A 16,091-nucleotide genomic window follows, 5' to 3' on the forward strand; every position below is an offset into this window, starting at 1 on the left:
TATTGGCATACTCCTCGTTCCCCAGCCGCTGGGCGTTGACGGGGGACGGCTCCGTCAAATTAGAGAACTGCAGCAACTTCAATCCATGGATTTGCACCTAGAATGATCACTTCGCCACTAACAGTCTTAGGCTTACCTGCGATTCCGACCCTTAGAGTTGTTGATCCATCTTCGGCGATTCCTGCGGTCGACGCACTGTCGCCAGTATTGTCGGTGATGATAGCTGCTGCGCACCAGTCACCGCTAGCTTCACTCGATACCTCAATCTTGCAGCTGGCATATCCTCCTGGCTGTGCCTCCAAGGTCCCTGTCAAGGGGGTGGGAAGACCAAGGTCAACCTTACCCTTTGACGGAACCTTAACGTCAAAGTTCGCAAGTTCAAGCTGAGGTCCTTCACTCGATTCTGCAGTAAAAATGCGATACTTTAGGTAAACAGTGGCACCACTTTTTGCCGCCCCCACGTCGGCCATGGTGTCCATTTGGAACGGCGTAGCTCCCGTAACGATCTTCACACCTTCATCTATGGATATGCCGCCCGTCTCAATTGACCACTGAACAACAACCACCTCTTTTTTGTCGAGCTCGAGATCATAGGATGCTTCGATACTGTATGGGTTATTTCCATAAAGGGTTTCGTGCCCCTTTGGAGCGTTAAATTTTTGGATAGAAAACTGCACTTTGATCTCCCGTGCTAGAAAACTGGCATGCTTCTAGCATGATCGACTGACATGAAACAGGCTTGACCTTTTTTCGGGCTTTCTTAAACTACCTAAGGCTAGGCCCTGTTGACAAAAGGGATTCCCAAGCTGGCAGGTTTCTGATTCAAAGCTGCTTTTTGGGGAGCAGCCGTGTTTCGTGGAGACCTGACAGACGAGGAGTGGGCAGTGTTGGGCGTGCTGTTGCCGCCTGAGCGTGGCCGCTGGGCACGACCTGCTGGAGACAACCGGCGCTTCCTGAACGGGATGCTGCATGTGCTGCGGGTCGGTTGCCCCTGGCGGGACATGCATGAACGCTACGGCAAGTGGAACTCGGTCTATGTCCGGTTCCGCCGCTGGGCCGAACAGGGCGTGTGGGATGCCCTGCTGCAAACGCTGGTCGATCTCGGGCTCACCGACGACTGGCAGCACATGATCGACAGCACCACGGTTCGCGGCCACGTCTCGGCAGCGGGCGGAAAAGGGGGGGCTGTGCGAACGCTTTTGGTCGATCACGCGGCGGCTATACGAGCAAAGTCCACGCCCGGTCAGACAATCAAGGACGCCCTCTCGGCTTCATCCTCCACGGCGGCGAAGCCTCGGATTATGCCGCGGCCGACGCGCTGATGACGATCCCTGTGGCGACGCCAAAGGCGCTCCTGGCCGACAAGGGCTACGATGGCGACGCCTTCCGGCAGAACCTCCTGATGCACGGCATCTTGCCCGTCATCCCGCCGCGTTCTAACCGCAAGGCGCCAGAGCATCCCGACTATCGCCGCTATCGAGACCGCAATCGCATCGAGCGCATGTTCGGCAAGCTGAAACAGCAGCGCCGCATCGCCACCAGATACGACAAGACCGCCCTCTCGTTCGCCAGCTTCCTCAACCTCGCCGCCGCGCGGCTATGGCTGAAGTCTTTTGTCAACATGACCTAGGTGGCAGATCGACCGAGAAGGGGCGGGCGGCGCTGCTGCTCGCCCTTTTTCGTCAAAGTGCAATTTGGCTGGCGCTTGCCGTGTATACCATTTCCCATGATGACTGGAGCAGTCCGCCGCCTCCGGTGCCGTTATCGTCCATCCAAGAAAAACGCATGGTGACGCCTTCGCGGCTCCAAACGGATGTAGCCTTGGCCCTTCGCAGCACTGAGCCCGATTGCTGCGTTCTACCATCAGGCTGGCCATATTTGGCTGCCAGCGCTGAAAAAACTTTGTCCGAGCAGCGGCCAGTTAGTGAACCCTTGCCCTTTACCTTCACAACTTCCACCGCGCCGGCCGGGTGCTGGATTTCAACTTCAGCTTTGCACCCTTCCAAAATCACCACGCCTTCAATCTCAGTCTGTTTTTCGGCGTGCCATTTGATCGCTTTGCCGTCTGCTGGATAAAGCTTTCGGACTTCATCAAGCGACATACCAGAGCGGACTTTATCCCATAGCAAAGGGCGCGCATCATCGCCCGCGGCTAATGCCGGTGGCGTGAATGCGAACATCGCGGCGATGATTAGGGCGAACTGGGCGGGGCGCGTAGTCATGTGGGCAGGCTACCTAACCCTGTTGCCAGATCAAGCGGCGATTTTGCGGCAGTCTTTGCCAGCACGTTTCTGTGGATAAGTTTTGGCAAATACGTCCGACGCCCTTTTACGTCTGGTGTTACGTTTAGCGAAAAGACGAAGTATAATCGGCGGCGATTTTCGGCTCAAGTCACTGAAAAATTTGGTGGACGCACCAGGGCTCGAACCTGGGACCCGCTGATTAAGAGTCAGCTGCTCTACCGACTGAGCTATACGTCCAAACGCTCTTGAAGCGTATGATCGGGCGGCGAAACCGTCCGGCCGGGAGCGGGCGAGTAGCAGGGAGGTGGGGGGTTGTAAACCGGTTTTTTGGGTTTGCTCAGTCAAAGCGGGGGCGGTTGGCGCGGGCGATGCCCATCACTACGCCCAACAGGATCATCACCGTCACCATCGCACTGCCGCCCCAGCTGATCAGCGGCAACGGGATACCCACAACCGGTGCCAGGCCCATCACCATCATCATGTTGATGGCCAGATAGAAGAACAGGGTAGCAGTAAGGCCAAGACTGAGCAGGCGCTGGAACTGACTGCGGGCCGAAATGGCGGTGCGGATGCCCCAGGCCAGCACCAGGCCATAAAGAATGATGACGAATAGCCCGCCCATCAGGCCCCATTCTTCGGCCATGGTGGCAAAGGCGAAATCGGTGTGGAGTTCGGGCAGATAATCGAGGTGGCTCTGGGTGCCGTTCAGGAAGCCCTTGCCGGAAAGGCCGCCCGAACCGATGGCGATCTTGCTTTGGGTGATGTGATAGCCGGCGCCGCGCGGATCGCTTTCGGGATCGAGGAAGATCAGCACGCGCTTGCGCTGATAATCATGCAGCATGGACCACGCTACCGGCAGCATCGCCGCCACCGCCGCGGCCGCCGCGCCGAACAGCCACAGCCGCACGCCGGCCAGGAACAGCACCACAACGCCGCCGAACAGGATGGAGAGCGCCGTGCCCAGATCGGGTTGCAGCATCACCAGGCCCACCGGCATGGCGATCAGCGCCAGCGCCGGGATCAGCACATCGGGACGGATTTCATAGCCCTTGGGGACATATTGATAATAGCGCGCCAGCACCAGCACGATGCCCAGCTTCATCATTTCGGATGGCTGGAACTGCATGATGCCGATATCCAGCCAGCGCTGGCTGCCGCCGCGCACGGCGCCGGCCAGTTCCACGCCCACCAGCGCCACCAGCAGCGTGATGTAGATGGGCCAGGCCCAGCCCAGCCAGCGTTCGGGCGGCACCAGCGCAAGGGCCAGCGCGCCCACCAGCAGGATGGCAAAACGCACGCCCTGTTTCAGCGCCCAGGGGTTCAAGGATCCGCCAGCGGCCGAGTAGAGCACGACAAGGCCAAAGCCGGCGATGGCGCAGATGATCAGCACCATGCCCCAGGGCAGGCGGGCCAGTTCGCGGCGCCAGGGTCCGTTGAGCAGGTCCATCGGCGCTATTCGGGTTCGCGTGGGGGTTGCGGAGCGTCGGCGTCGGCGATTTCGAACACCGGCGGTTTGATGTCGAGCTTGAGCCAGCTGGGCATCATCTGGCGGGTTTCGCTGGCGATGCTGGCGGCGGCTTCGTTTTGCTGGCGCAGGGCGCGCAGGCGGGCGGCTTCGGCCTCGATCGGCGGCAGCACGGCCAGCGCGCGTTGCGGCTCGAACAGGAAACTGAGGACGTCGCGCGCGATGGGGGCGGCATAGCGGCCGCCGGCGATGCCATGTTCGATGATCACCGAACAGGCATAGCGCGGGGCGTCGGCCGGGGCAAAGGCGACGAACAGCGCGTGGTCGCGCTGCTTCCACGGCAGCGCCTCGTTGCGGATCACGCCGCGCTTGCGTTCGGCCGCCGAGATGCGGCGCACCTGGGCGGTACCGGTTTTGCCGGCGAACAGCACGTCGCCGATCGGGCTGCGCGCGGCGCGGGCGGTGCCGTAACCGGCGTTGACGACATCGACCATGCCCTGGCGCACAAGCGCCAGATGCGCGTCGGGAATGCCGAGCGACGGGAACTGCGGCGCCGGGCCATCGGCGATCAGCCGCGGCATCACTTCGCGGCCGCTGGCCAGCCGCGCCGTCATCACCGCCAGTTGCAGCGGGTTGGTGACGATATAGCCTTGGCCGATCGCGCCATTGAGGGTTTCGCCTTCGCGCCAGTCCTTCCCGTAGCGCCGCTGTTTCCACGCCTTGTCGGGCACGATGCCCTTGGTTTGGCCGGGCAGCGGCAGCGGATATTCCTGGCCCAGCCCAAGCCGCCGCGCCATGGTGGCGATGGCATCGATGCCCACCTTGCGCCCCATGACATAGAAATAGGTATCGCAGGACAGCGGCAGGGCCCGGTGCATGTTGACCCCGCCATGGCCGCGCCGGGAGTGGCAGTGCCAGGTGTTGTTGCCCAGCCGATAGGCGCCCGAACAGCCCACCGTGTCGCCTGGATCAACGCCCGCTTCCAGCGCCGCCAGCGTGGTCACCATCTTGAAGGTGGAGCCGGGCGGATACAGGCCCATCGCGCTCTTGTTGAGCAGCGGGGTGTGATCATCCTTCTGCAGCGCGTTCCACAACCGGGCTGGCACGCGGCGCGAGAAGATGTTGGGGTCAAAGGCCGGCATGGAGACCATGCACAGCACGTCGCCGGTGATGCAGTCCATCACGATCACGCTGGCCGAATTGTCCCCCAGCCGGCGCGCGGCATAATCCTGCAGATCGCGATCGATGGTGAGGCGCAGCGTGTCGCCGGGCGTGTCGGCATTGGTGCCCAATTCGCGCACCAGTTCGCCGCGGGCCGTCATCTCCACGCGGGAGGATCCGGCCGTGCCGCGCAACTGCTTGTCGGCAAATCGTTCGATCCCGTCCTTGCCGATGCGAAAGCCTGGATAGATCAAAAGCGGGTTTTTTTGCTCGCGATATTGTTCCGGGGTTGGCGCGCCGACATAGCCGACAAGGTGGGCGAAATAATCAGCCTCTGGGTAGAAGCGCGAGAAGCTTTGCACCGGGGTGACGCCGGGCAGGGTGGCGAGGCGGACATTGCAGGCGGAAAACTCCCGCCAGCTCAGGTTCTGACGCACCACCACCGGCATGAAGCTGGGCTGGGTGCGCACATCGTCTCGGATGCGGGCATCTTCGGCCAGATCGATATCCAGCACGGCGCGGATGGCGACCAGGGTCGTGTCGAGGTCCTCCACCTCCGCCGGGCGCAGTTCCAGCCGGTAATCCGGGCTGTTCATGGCGATGGGTTTGCCCTGGCGATCGACGATCCAGCCGCGGCGGGGCGGGATCAGCCGATCCTGGATGCGGTTGGCCTGGGCGCGCAGCTGGTAGGTCTCGCCTTCGAACACGGCGAGCCAGGTCATACGCCCGGCCAGCAGCGCACCGGTGCCGGCCATGCCGGCGCCAAGCAACAGCGCGCGGCGCGAAAACGCCATGCGGCGAACGGGATCATCCATGGCGCCAATGGGGTGCAGATGCCGCCAGCTTGCGCTGAATGGCGGCGCACAGGCGCACCACCAACGGCCACGCCGCCACGCTGGTGAGCCATTGCCACAGCAGCGGAAGCGCCGTGGTCGGCCGGCCGGCCAGCGCCATCATCGGCCCGGTGAGCAGCGCAAAGCCCAGCAGGACACCGGTCACCAGCAGCCAATCAAACAGCGATCCGTGGCGGCCAAATACCCGGCCGGTCATCCGCATCACGCCGGTGGCGAAGGCAAACAGGGTGGCATTGACCCCTAGTGGCTGTCCGAACAATAAATCGGCCAGCATGCCGATGCAGAAGGCCAGCCACGGTGGCATCAGCCCCGGCTGCAGCATGGCCCAAGCCAGCACGCCCATCAGGGCCAGATGCGGCATGGCCGGCAGGCTGATCGGCAGCGGGGCCAGCATGAGCACCAGCAACGCCATGCTGGCCAGTGCCGGAACGGCATAGCGCCACAACGACAGATACCAGCGCCGGTGTTCGTCCGCGGTCATCAGCAGGCCGGGGGGAGGCGGGGTTGCGATCACGGGCGGGCCAGATCAATTCGCCGGTGGTTCGCTGGTGCGCAGGCGCGGTGGTGGTGCCCCACTTGTGCGGGCTTCCACCGGCACCGGTGCATCGAACACAGGGCCCTGCGGCTGGGTATCGGGGATGGGCAGCCAGCCGCTCTCCACCGTGACAAAGCCGCCGCCCAGCGGGCTGGTGGCAAGGCGGATCACCGGGCCATCGGCGCGGGGATCCACCACCACGCCCACTGGCACGCCCGGCGGATACACACCGCCGTCGCCCGAGGTGACGATGCGATCGCCGACAACGAGTGCCAGTTCCGGCCCGATGCGATCGGTGAGCAGCAGGGTAGGCAGATTGCGCCCAACAGCCAGCCCGGCCTGGCCTGTGCGCTCGACGATTACCGGCACGCGCGACAGGGGGTCGGTGAGCAGCAGCACCCGGGCCGATTGGCGGCCGACTTCCAGCGTGCGGCCGACCAGGCCCTCGGTGCCGATCACTGGCATGTCGCGGGTGATGCCATCGCCGCTGCCCACGGCCAGCATGGCGGTGCGGGCAACGCTGCCCGACGTGGCTGCCGCGATGCGTGTGGTGGCGACCACCGTCCGCGTAGGCTCCCGCACCGCCATCAGCCGCTTCAGCTGCTGCAGTTCGCGCTGGCCGTTGCGGGCGGCGCGGAGCCGGGCATTGGCCTTGTCCAGCTCGGCTGCCAGCTGGTCAGCGCGGCTGACGGCGCCGAAATAATCGCCGAAATCCCCAGCCACTTTGCCCGCGCCATCGATCGGCGCACGCATCACTGACCACAAGGGCGCGACGATATCGGTGGCCACCGCGCGCACGCCGCTGGCGGTTTCGGGATTCACGCGCGCCACCAGCAGTAGGATCAGCCCGGCCGCGATCACGCCGCCCGACACCACGGCCGAAACCAGCGCGAGGTTCTGCTCCCGCCGGATGGCGGTGGGGCGGCGAGGGGCGGGAGTCCAGTCCATGGGTCCCCGAATGGGTTGCAGCTCAGGCGGTGATCAGCACGCCGCGATACATCGGATCTTCCAGCGCGCGGCCGGTGCCGATGGCAACGCAGGTGAGCGGTTCGTCGGCGACGCTGACCGGCAGGCCAGTGGCTTCGCGCAGCACGACATCCAGATCGTGCAGCAGGGCGCCGCCGCCGGTGAGCACGATGCCCTGATCGACGATATCGGCGGCCAGTTCCGGCTGGGTTTTCTCCAGCGCGGCGCGCACGCCTTCGACGATGGCCGCCACCGGTTCGGCCAGTGCTTCGGCGACCTGGCCCTGGTTGATCTGGATCTCGTTGGGCACGCCGTTCATCAGGTCGCGGCCCTTGATGAAAACGGTCTCGCCAATGCCATCGGCCGGCTTCTTGGCGGTACCGATTTCCTTCTTGATGCGCTCGGCAGTGGCTTCGCCGATCAGCATGTTGAAGTTGCGGCGCACGTAGTTGATGATGGATTCGTCCATCTTGTCACCACCCACGCGCACGCTGGTGGTGTAGGCGAGGCCCTTCATCGACAGCACGGCAACTTCGGTGGTGCCGCCGCCGATATCGACGACCATCGAACCGACCGGTTCGGTGACGGGCATCCCGGCACCGATTGCGGCGGCCATCGGCTCCTCGATCAGATAGACTTGGGTGGCGCCGGCATTGTTGGCGGCATCGCGGATAGCGCGTTTTTCGACGCTGGTCGAACCCGATGGCACGCAGATGACGATTTCCGGATAGCGGCCGAAACGGCTGGTCTGCACCTTCCTGATGAAGTGCTTGATCATCTGTTCGGCGACATCGATATCGGCAATTACGCCGTCACGCAGCGGGCGGATGCATTCGATGTTGCCGGGGGTGCGGCCCATCATCACCTTGGCTTCGTGGCCAACCGCCCTGACGACCTTGTTGCCGCGGATGGTCTCGATGGCGACCATGCTGGGTTCGTTGAGCACGATGCCGCGGCCGCGCACATAGACGAGCGTGTTGGCCGTGCCCAGGTCGATGGCCATATCATGGGAGAGGAAGGAAAACATCCGGCTGAAAGGCGACATGATGTGGATTTTACCAAGGCACGAGGGTGGATTTCGCGGGGGCGCGCGTTCAATCCGCTTCCTTTGGCCCCGAATGTCGCTTTTTGCAAGGGTGAAGGCCAAAGTGGAACGGGCGGGGAATGACAGTGCGCTCAACTGCCCTTAATACAGGCCGGTGCCTATTCGCCGCCTGCCCGAAACCCTGATCAACCGCATCGCCGCCGGCGAGGTGGTGGAGCGGCCGGCCAGTGCCGCCAAGGAACTGGTTGAAAACGCACTGGATGCCGGCGCCCGGCGCATCCGGGTGAGCCTGGTGAATGGCGGCATCGATGGGCTGGAAGTGGCCGATGATGGCATCGGCATGGCGCCAGACCAGTTGCGACTGGCGATCGAGCGGCATGCGACGTCCAAATTGCCCGATGAAGATTTGGCTGCCATTGCGACCATGGGGTTTCGTGGTGAAGCGCTGCCCTCGATCGGCTCGGTCGCCACCCTGTCGCTGACCAGTCGGCCTGAAGGTGGGGAGGGCTGGCGGCTGGTGGTGGACAATGGCCGTATCATCCACGACGGCCCGGCCAGTGCGGCGCCGGGGACGGTGGCGCGGGTGGATGGCCTGTTCACTCAGGTGCCGGCGCGGCGCAAGTTCTTGAAATCGCCACGTTCCGAGCTGGCCGCTTGCCTTGATCATATCCGACGGCTGGCCATGGCGCGGCCCGAGGTGGGTTTCGTCGTCGAACACGAAGGCCGACGCCTTCTGAACCTGCCGCCGCTGCCCGATGCCAGCCCGCAATCGACGCTGGCACGGCTGGCGGCGATCATTGGCCCGGATTTTGCCGGCAATGCTGTCGCGGTCGATCTGGAGCGCGAAGGCCTGCACCTGGCGGGGCTGGCCGGCATTCCAACGTGGAATCGGGGCGTTTCCGATCACCAATATCTGTTTGTGAATCAACGGCCTGTGAAGGATCGCCTGCTGGTGGGCGCGCTGCGCGGCGCTTATCAGGATCTGCTCGCCCGCGATCGTCATCCGGTCGTCGCGCTGTTCCTGAATGTGCCGTTCGACTTCGTGGATGTGAACGTTCACCCGGCCAAGACCGAGGTGCGCTTCCGCGATTCCGCCCAGGTGCGCGGGATGATCGTTTCGGGCCTGCGCCGTGGGCTGGATGAAGCCGGGCACCGGGCCAGCACCCAGGTTTCCGGCGCTGCATTGGCGGCGTTCGTCGCCGAACCGCTGCCGGCCGCTGCCGGCGCGTGGCCGCCCGCTGGCGGCGCTGATCCGGCGGCTGGCGGCGCGTTGGCTTTTCCTGGGGCTTTCGCTGGCGGCGCCGGGCCGGCGGTGGGCTGGGCCGAAGCGCCGCGCCTCTTCAACCAATTGCCGCCGGCTTTTGCAGCCTCCGGTCCAGCCGCCGCCCCCGCGCCGCCACCCCAACAATTCCCTTTGGGCGCCGCGCGCGGCCAGGTCGCCGCGACCTATATCGTCGCCGAAACCGACGATGCGCTGATCATCGTCGATCAACACGCCGCCCATGAACGCCTGACCCTGGAGCGCATGAATCGCGCGCTGGCCGGCGGCGCCGTCGCGTCCCAGGCGCTGCTGGTGCCAGAGGTGGTGGAACTGGACGAGATTGGCGCCGGCCGCGTCGCCGATCGTGCCGACGAACTGGCCGAACTCGGCCTGGAGGTCGAAGCCTTCGGCCCCACCGCCGTCCTCGTCCGCGCCACGCCGGCCTTGCTTGGCCCGTGTGACGTGAAGGGGCTGATCACCGATCTGGCCGACGATCTTTCTGCCTTCGGCCGCGCGCTGAGCCTGAAAGAACGCCTCGACGGTGTCGCCGCTACCATGGCCTGCCACGGCAGCGTGCGGGCCGGGCGGCATCTTTCGATTGCCGAAATGAACGCCCTGCTTCGCGAGATGGAAGTCACCCCGCACTCCGGCCAATGCAACCACGGCCGCCCCACGTGGGTGCGCCTGGCCAAGACCGATATCGAGAAACTCTTCGGCCGGCGGTAAGGCGTAAAGCCGCCATCCGCCCCGCAGGCACCAGAGGGGCCGTTTCAGGCGGCGGCTTTCACTCGGAAAGGCCGGAACCTGTGTTGGCGTGGGCGACACCGCCATCCACTGTGATCGTTTCGCCAATCACATAATCCCCGGCGCGGCTGGCAAGGTAGATGGCAGCGCCGGCCATATCCTCGTCCACACCGATGCGCCGCGCAGGAATCAGCTTGGCGACCGCATCGCCGTGATCGCGTGCCACGCGGTTCATCTCGCTGGCAAACGCGCCGGGCGCGATCGAGGTCACATTGATGGCATCGCGCACAAGCCGCGCCGCCATGCGCCTGGTCAGATAGATGAGCGCCGATTTCGAGGCGTGGTAACTGTAGGTTTCCTGCGGATTCAACCGGATGCCATCGATCGACGTGATGTTGATGACTTTGGCCGGTTGTTCACGGCGGCCGGACGCCTTCAGCAGGTCATGCAGGGCCTGGGTCAGGAAGAACGGCGATTTGACGTTTAGGTCCATCACCTTGTCCCAACCACTTTCCGGAAACGCCTCGAACGGCGCACCCCAGGCGGCGCCCGCGTTGTTGACGAGAATATCGAGCCGGGGTTCGAGCGCGGCAAATTGCGCGGCCAGTGCCTGGCAACCGGCGACGGTTGAAACATCCTGCGGCAGCGCGATGCAGTTCGGGCCAAGCTCTGCTGCGGCTTCGGCGCAGGCAGCAGGCTTGCGCGACGAGATATAAACCTTGGCACCCTGCGCGATGAAGCCGGCGGCGATCATCTTGCCGATGCCGCGGCTGCCACCGGTGACAAGGGCGATGCGGCCGTCGAGGCGGAACAGGTTGGTCGTTTCCATGCGGGCAGTTCCTTGGATTGATGCACACCCACTGTCGCGGTGATAACGGCCAATGTGAAGCGCGAAATAGTGGCCAGCCGGACATAGCCCCCTCCCTGTTGTGGCACGCGCCACTGCAACCACGCCCGCCGGCCCGGCATGAGTGGTTTCCGAACCTATCTGCCGGCGCCGCCCGCGTTAGGCTGCCCGCATGCAGGAGAGTGGCCATGCCCAGTGAAGACATGCGAATCGAAGATACGGGCCCTGCGCCACAGTCGTTCGATATCGAACGATCGGCGATCGAGAACGATGATTACCGCGCGGTCGCGTGGAGTGGCCGCCATTTGCAGGTCACGCTGATGTCCATCCCCATTGGCGGCGAAATCGGCCTTGAATCGCACCCGGATACTGATCAGTTCATCCGCCTCGAAACCGGCGACGGCCGCGTTTTGATGGGGCCCGCCAAGGATCAGATGACCTTCGATGAAAAGGTTTCGGATGGCTGGTGCGTGCTGGCGCCGGCGGGAACCTGGCACAATATCATCAACATTGGCCCCACGCCCATGCAACTCTATGCCATTTATGCCCCGGCCCACCACGCACCCGGCAAGGTTCAGGCCACGGCCGCCGTTGCCAGCGCCGATACGGATGATGCACCCGCCGATTGGTCCGTGCAGTCAGGCCATGCGCCGGATCAACACGCCTGATCAGGCTTTGAGAGTGTTGCGGATTGCCCTGATACTGGGCCTCAGCCTGACAGGAGCCTGTGCCATCGCCACCGAAGAACCCGCTTTCATCGTCAGCCTTGCGCAACGCGACTGCGAAGTGAGGGAATATCCGGCACTGGTGGTGGCCGAAGTGTCGGTCACCGGTGACCGCAAGGCCGCCGCGAGCGCCGGGTTTCGCCTGCTTGCCGGCTATATCTTTGGCGGCAACACCGCCCGGCAGAAAATCGCCATGACAGCGCCGGTGGTACAGGCCGCTGCCGTTGGCCAGAAGATCGCGATGACGGCGCCCGTCTTGCAGAGCGGCGGCAACGGCCAATGGTTGATCCGCTTCATCATGCCCCGCGGTTCGACACTGGAAAGCCTGCCAAGCCCCAACAATCCCCGCGCGCAGCTGCACAATATCGCCCCCGCCCGCATGGCCGTGGCGCGGTTCAGTGGATTGGCGCGGCAGGACAGGATTGCGGCGAAAACAGCGGCGCTGGCGGGATTCGTGAACGCGCAGCACCTGCAGGCGATCGGATCGCCGTCACTGGCGCAATATGATCCGCCCTGGACCTTGTGGTTCCTGCGCCGGAACGAGGTGATGATCCCGATTGCGCCGGTGGCCGCAAACTGAACCAGGCGGCAGGCCCGATGCCACCACGGGTGCGCCGCTGCCGTGTTCGGGTATGGCAGCTTGAGTGCTATAAAAGCCTTGGAGGTTGTCTGTGAGATTGCTGCCTGTTCAAAGGAAAAAGGCCGTGATTTTCGCGGGCGGGAGCGAACTGGGCGCGTTGATGGAAGCCCATGACTGGTCGACATCGCCGATCGCACACCCGGATACTTGGCCCCAGGCCCTGCGGACGGCCGTGCGCATGATACTCCCCAGCAAGCATTTGATGTTCATTGCCTGGGGCCCTGAGCTTGCCTTCCTGTACAATGATGCCTGCCGGCCGGTGTACGGCAAAAAGCATCCGTGGGCGCTGGGTCGACCGTTCCGGGAGGTGTGGTCGGAGGTGTGGGAGCAGATCACGCCGCTGGTGGAATCGGCGCTTGGCGGTGAAGCGACCTGGTCTGAAGATCTGCCGCTCACGATCGAGCGCAACGGCTATCCTGAAGAATGCTGGTTCACCTTTTCCTACTCGCCGTTACGCGATGACAGCGGTGAGATTGCCGGTGTGTTTTGCTCGGCTGCAGAAACGACTGATCGCGTGCTGGCGGAAAGGCGGCTGGTGGCCGAGCGCGAGCGGCAGCGCCTGCTGTTCGAGCATGTGCCCGGATTTGTGGCCATTTTGCGCGGCCCCGATCATGTTTTTGACTATGTGAATGATGCCTATGACCGCGTCGCGGGCAAGCGGGGGTTTGTCGGCCAGACCATCCGCGCGGCGTTTCCCGAGTTTGTCGGCACCGGCCTGTTCAAGACGCTCGACCGTGCGTTTGCGACTGGCCAGCCCTATGTGGTGCATGATGTTCCGCTCAGCCTGCGGCGCACACCCGGAGCCGAACCCGACCAGCTCTTCCTCAGTTTCACGTATCAACCGATTGTTGATGAGCGCGGCGAGGTCACGGGCATCTTTGTCCAGGGTCAGGATGTGACCCAGAAGCATCAGGCGCTGGCCGAACTGACCCGCCTGAACGCCACACTTGAGTACCAGGTCGAGGAGCGCACGCGCGAACTGCTGGCGGCCGAGGCGGCGTTGCGCCAGGCGCAGAAGATGGAAGCGATCGGCCAACTCACCGGCGGCGTTGCGCACGACTTCAATAACCTGCTCACCCCGATCATGGGTGCGCTGGACATGCTGGTCCGGCGGCAGATTGGCAGTGAAAGTGAGCGGCGGCTGATCGATGGCGCGCTGCAATCGGCTGAGGAAGCCCTTCCGCAGCGCGGAGCTCGCGCAAAGCATTGCCAACCTCGTGCGCCAGGATGCTTCAGGAGGGGCTTGAGGTTTCTTCCCGGCTTGCGTCTGCGCCCGCCGCCGTGGCCGGTTCAGCACTGCCCCCTCCGCCACCATCCGGATACTGCGAACCACTTGCATTAGCAGCAGACATGGATGATAACGATTCGCAGTAACGCCACTCGACTCGCGAGGGAAACGTGATCGTCTGTGTCTGCAATGCGCTGAAGGAACGGGATGTCCGCGAAGCCGCGCGGGTGGCGGGCAAATCTTGCCCGAAGGCGGCCTATGCGCAGCTGGGCTGCAAGGTGAAGTGCGGGCAGTGCCTGCCGTTCGCCAAGGAAATCCTGGCGGACGCGCGCAGCTTCGCCTGAATTGCCGCTGCTAATGCAAGTGCGTTGCAGTAATAAGTATCAGAAAAATCACGACTTTTCTTGACTCAGATCAAGATTTGCACCATGGCGGACCCAGCAAAGGGAGACAGGCCATGCGCGGTGACGCCAAGGTGATCGAATTTCTGAATGCCGTGCTCAAGGGTGAGCTGACGGCGGTGAACCAATATTGGCTGCATTATCGCCTGCTCGACAATCTGGGCATCAAGAAGCTTGCCGATTACGAGCGGCACGAATCCATCGACGAGATGAAGCATGCCGACAAGCTGATGGAGCGGATCTTCTTCCTGGAAGGCCTGCCCGGCATGCAGGCGCTTAATCGCCTGCGCATCGGCGAAACGGTGGAAGAAGTGCTGCAGGCGGATCTGGAGCTGGAATTCGAAGCCATCGCGCTCCTGAAGGATGCCATCGAACATTGCGAGAAGGTGCGCGATTTCGCGTCGCGCGATCTGTTTGCCGAGATCCTCTCCGCCGAGGAAGAGCATGTCGATTTCATCGAGACGCAGCAGGAAATGATCCGGCAGATGGGCCTGGCCAATTATATCCAGCTGCAATCGCGGCCAGCGGGGGATTGAGGCGGCCGCACCGCAACGAAAAAGGGCCGCCGTGGGATGCCACGGCGGCCCTTTTGCTGTTGGTGCGAAAGATCAGCGGGTGGAAGCGTAGAGGCTCCACAGATCGGCGACATCCTTCATGCCGCTCTTTTCGTTCACCGTCTTGAACGTGGCGATGGCGACGGCCTTCTGGCCACCACGGGTGGCAGCGATGCCCTTGAACACGCGGGCAAAATCGGCATCCAGGCCGTTGGCGGCAATCGCCTTTTCATAAGCGGCGATCGCCTTGGCATAATCACCCAGGCCCAGATAGGCGTTGCCGCCCTTGAAGGCCGTGGCCGGCGTGGCCGACAGCTTCACGGCTTCGGCGCTTTCCTTGCTCACGCCGGCCGCAGCAGCGGCGGCCAGCTTCTGGCTCATGGGATCGCCGCCACCGCCGACCTTGTCCAACGCGGCTTTGGCGACGGCGGCCTGGCCGTTGATCAGGGCCAGGCGGGCGAAATCCTGATAATCGCTGGCGCGTTCGAGCGTGCCGGTGGTGAACATCAGATGGTACAGCCCGAGCTTGGCTTCCGAACGCATGTTGTGGTTCTGAAGCTCGGTCAGCAGGACCTTCCAGCGCGCCGCCGACGGATCAGACTTGATCAGGCGGGTGGTGGTGGCCAGATAGGCCTTCTTGTCGCCCGACTTGAACTGGGCGCCGGCCAGGTTTTCCAGATAGATGGCCTTGGGGCCGTTGCTCTTGATGAGCGCGTTGTAGGCGGCGATCGCAGCCTTATGGTTGCCCTGGCGGGTCATCGCCTGCGCCACCATGATCTGGCTGGCTCCACCGGGGCACTTGCGGGCAATGGCGACCGCCTTGTCCAGCTGGCCGGCGCGATAATAGAGCGGGCCAAGCTGGTTGCACGGGGCGCCAACCTGTTCCAGCGCGGCAGCGGCCTGGCCATATTGACCGACAGCGGTGAAGGCAAAGCCGGCCATCTGGGCGGTCTTCTCGCGCTCTTCAGCGGTGCTGGCGGCGGCGCGGGCCTGGCCAATGGCAGCGGCAACACCAGCCGCATTGCGCGACTTGGCGGCAGCGGCCGCTGCGTTGAGCGCCTTGCCCACGGCAGGCGACACGGCGGCCGCAGCCGGGGCGGCGACAGCCAACAGGCTGGCAGCGATCAACAGGCGGGCATCAATCTTCATTGGCGATCCTTGGCTGTTCTCGTTCCAAAACTCAGAACCGGCTGCCTGCGTGGCCACCGATCCGCGAACCAATATGGTCTACAGGGGGTTCCGGGCCGACGAATGGCCGCTGCGAATCCCCTTGGCCCCACTCTGAGCGCGAACGCTAGCCCATACTGGAAGTTTTGCGCCGTGCAACCGGGCAAAACGCCCCGGTTGACCTCAGTGTCGCAGCCGTTCGGGCCGGGCGGTTGCATGGGCGCGATGAAGCGCCTAATCGGCGGCGCACAACGA

15 protein-coding genes, 1 tRNA gene and 1 pseudogene are annotated in these 16,091 nt (G+C 63.8%); 7 read left to right on the forward strand and 10 right to left on the reverse strand.

The genetic code is table 11. The features are described from left to right. Window positions 1-59: 59 nt before the first annotated feature. The gene (locus tag Q7O19_RS03180; protein ID WP_303808619.1) at window positions 60-677 is read right to left on the reverse strand and encodes a hypothetical protein; all 618 of its coding nucleotides are present in this window, start codon (window positions 675-677) and stop codon (window positions 60-62) included. A gap of 216 nt (window positions 678-893) precedes the next feature. Between Q7O19_RS03180 and Q7O19_RS03185 the strand changes: the two are divergent. Continuing rightward, a pseudogene (locus Q7O19_RS03185) lies at window positions 894-1,630 on the forward strand (IS5 family transposase). A 52-nt stretch (window positions 1,631-1,682) separates the two neighbouring features. Here the strand turns inward: Q7O19_RS03185 and Q7O19_RS03190 are convergent. From Q7O19_RS03190 to Q7O19_RS03220, 7 genes are all read right to left on the reverse strand, one after another. Further along, on the reverse strand, window positions 1,683-2,222 hold the full coding sequence (locus Q7O19_RS03190) for a hypothetical protein (protein WP_303808620.1): 540 nt from the start codon (window positions 2,220-2,222) through the stop codon (window positions 1,683-1,685). A 182-nt stretch (window positions 2,223-2,404) separates the two neighbouring features. After that, a tRNA-Lys gene (locus Q7O19_RS03195) sits at window positions 2,405-2,480 on the reverse strand. 100 nt (window positions 2,481-2,580) lie between these two features. After that, complete coding sequence (gene rodA / locus Q7O19_RS03200) at window positions 2,581-3,690, reverse strand: rod shape-determining protein RodA (protein WP_303808621.1); 1,110 nt, start codon at window positions 3,688-3,690, stop codon at window positions 2,581-2,583. 5 nt (window positions 3,691-3,695) lie between these two features. After that, on the reverse strand, window positions 3,696-5,684 hold the full coding sequence (mrdA, locus tag Q7O19_RS03205) for a penicillin-binding protein 2 (protein ID WP_303808622.1): 1,989 nt from the start codon (window positions 5,682-5,684) through the stop codon (window positions 3,696-3,698). Continuing rightward, the gene (gene mreD, locus Q7O19_RS03210) at window positions 5,677-6,204 is read right to left on the reverse strand and encodes a rod shape-determining protein MreD (protein WP_303808623.1); all 528 of its coding nucleotides are present in this window, start codon (window positions 6,202-6,204) and stop codon (window positions 5,677-5,679) included. The genes mrdA and mreD overlap by 8 nt, the downstream gene beginning before the upstream one ends. Window positions 6,205-6,249: 45 nt before the next feature. Next, complete coding sequence (gene mreC, locus Q7O19_RS03215) at window positions 6,250-7,206, reverse strand: rod shape-determining protein MreC (RefSeq protein ID WP_303808624.1); 957 nt, start codon at window positions 7,204-7,206, stop codon at window positions 6,250-6,252. 22 nt (window positions 7,207-7,228) lie between these two features. Next, a complete protein-coding gene (locus Q7O19_RS03220) occupies window positions 7,229-8,269 on the reverse strand; it encodes a rod shape-determining protein (RefSeq protein WP_303808625.1) in 1,041 nt (346 codons plus the stop codon). A 154-nt stretch (window positions 8,270-8,423) separates the two neighbouring features. Here Q7O19_RS03220 and mutL point away from each other — a divergent pair, with 154 nt between their 5' ends. Further along, window positions 8,424-10,256 carry a DNA mismatch repair endonuclease MutL gene (gene mutL / locus Q7O19_RS03225; protein ID WP_303808626.1) on the forward strand — a complete coding sequence of 611 codons (1,833 nt, stop codon included), beginning with the start codon at window positions 8,424-8,426 and terminating at the stop codon, window positions 10,254-10,256. Between the two features lie 58 nt (window positions 10,257-10,314). On the opposite strand, the gene Q7O19_RS03230 is transcribed toward mutL, so the two are convergent. Then, complete coding sequence (locus Q7O19_RS03230) at window positions 10,315-11,103, reverse strand: SDR family oxidoreductase (RefSeq protein ID WP_303808627.1); 789 nt, start codon at window positions 11,101-11,103, stop codon at window positions 10,315-10,317. Window positions 11,104-11,309: 206 nt separating this feature from the next. Here Q7O19_RS03230 and Q7O19_RS03235 point away from each other — a divergent pair, with 206 nt between their 5' ends. The 5 genes from Q7O19_RS03235 (at window position 11,310) to bfr (ending at window position 14,651) form a co-directional block, all read left to right on the forward strand. After that, the gene (locus Q7O19_RS03235) at window positions 11,310-11,789 is read left to right on the forward strand and encodes a cupin domain-containing protein (RefSeq protein ID WP_303808628.1); all 480 of its coding nucleotides are present in this window, start codon (window positions 11,310-11,312) and stop codon (window positions 11,787-11,789) included. Next, window positions 11,767-12,426: a heme-binding protein gene (locus tag Q7O19_RS03240; protein ID WP_303808629.1), complete on the forward strand. Its 660-nt coding sequence runs from the start codon at window positions 11,767-11,769 to the stop codon at window positions 12,424-12,426. Before Q7O19_RS03235 ends, Q7O19_RS03240 begins: the two co-directional genes overlap by 23 nt. Window positions 12,427-12,550: 124 nt before the next feature. Beyond that, a complete protein-coding gene (locus Q7O19_RS03245; protein WP_303808630.1) occupies window positions 12,551-13,828 on the forward strand; it encodes a PAS domain-containing protein in 1,278 nt (425 codons plus the stop codon). 56 nt (window positions 13,829-13,884) lie between these two features. Then, window positions 13,885-14,058, forward strand: a complete 174-nt coding sequence (locus Q7O19_RS03250; protein ID WP_022681023.1) for a bacterioferritin-associated ferredoxin — start codon at window positions 13,885-13,887, stop codon at window positions 14,056-14,058. Window positions 14,059-14,171: 113 nt separating this feature from the next. Beyond that, window positions 14,172-14,651, forward strand: a complete 480-nt coding sequence (gene bfr / locus Q7O19_RS03255; RefSeq protein ID WP_303808631.1) for a bacterioferritin — start codon at window positions 14,172-14,174, stop codon at window positions 14,649-14,651. A 72-nt stretch (window positions 14,652-14,723) separates the two neighbouring features. Here the strand turns inward: bfr and Q7O19_RS03260 are convergent, their stop codons facing one another. Then, a complete protein-coding gene (locus Q7O19_RS03260) occupies window positions 14,724-15,818 on the reverse strand; it encodes a tetratricopeptide repeat protein (RefSeq protein WP_303808632.1) in 1,095 nt (364 codons plus the stop codon). Between the last annotated feature and the right edge of the window lie 273 nt (window positions 15,819-16,091).

The organism is Sandarakinorhabdus limnophila DSM 17366 (assembly GCF_945882885.1).
GTDB lineage: Bacteria > Pseudomonadota > Alphaproteobacteria > Sphingomonadales > Sphingomonadaceae > Sandarakinorhabdus > Sandarakinorhabdus limnophila_A.

Bases quoted from the DNA above. Each gene is read 5' to 3' on its own strand.
- mreD (WP_303808623.1), bottom strand. From the start codon at position 6,204: ATGACCGCGGACGAACACCGGCGCTGGTATCTGTCGTTGTGGCGCTAT.
- Q7O19_RS03230 (WP_303808627.1), bottom strand. From the start codon at position 11,103: ATGGAAACGACCAACCTGTTCCGCCTCGACGGCCGCATCGCCCTTGTC.
- Q7O19_RS03240 (WP_303808629.1), top strand. From the start codon at position 11,767: ATGCGCCGGATCAACACGCCTGATCAGGCTTTGAGAGTGTTGCGGATT.
- Q7O19_RS03220 (WP_303808625.1), bottom strand. From the start codon at position 8,269: ATGTCGCCTTTCAGCCGGATGTTTTCCTTCCTCTCCCATGATATGGCC.
- Q7O19_RS03260 (WP_303808632.1), bottom strand. From the start codon at position 15,818: ATGAAGATTGATGCCCGCCTGTTGATCGCTGCCAGCCTGTTGGCTGTC.
- Q7O19_RS03235 (WP_303808628.1), top strand. From the start codon at position 11,310: ATGCCCAGTGAAGACATGCGAATCGAAGATACGGGCCCTGCGCCACAG.
- bfr (WP_303808631.1), top strand. From the start codon at position 14,172: ATGCGCGGTGACGCCAAGGTGATCGAATTTCTGAATGCCGTGCTCAAG.
- Q7O19_RS03190 (WP_303808620.1), bottom strand. From the start codon at position 2,222: ATGACTACGCGCCCCGCCCAGTTCGCCCTAATCATCGCCGCGATGTTC.
- mreC (WP_303808624.1), bottom strand. From the start codon at position 7,206: ATGGACTGGACTCCCGCCCCTCGCCGCCCCACCGCCATCCGGCGGGAG.
- mrdA (WP_303808622.1), bottom strand. From the start codon at position 5,684: ATGGATGATCCCGTTCGCCGCATGGCGTTTTCGCGCCGCGCGCTGTTG.
- rodA (WP_303808621.1), bottom strand. From the start codon at position 3,690: ATGGACCTGCTCAACGGACCCTGGCGCCGCGAACTGGCCCGCCTGCCC.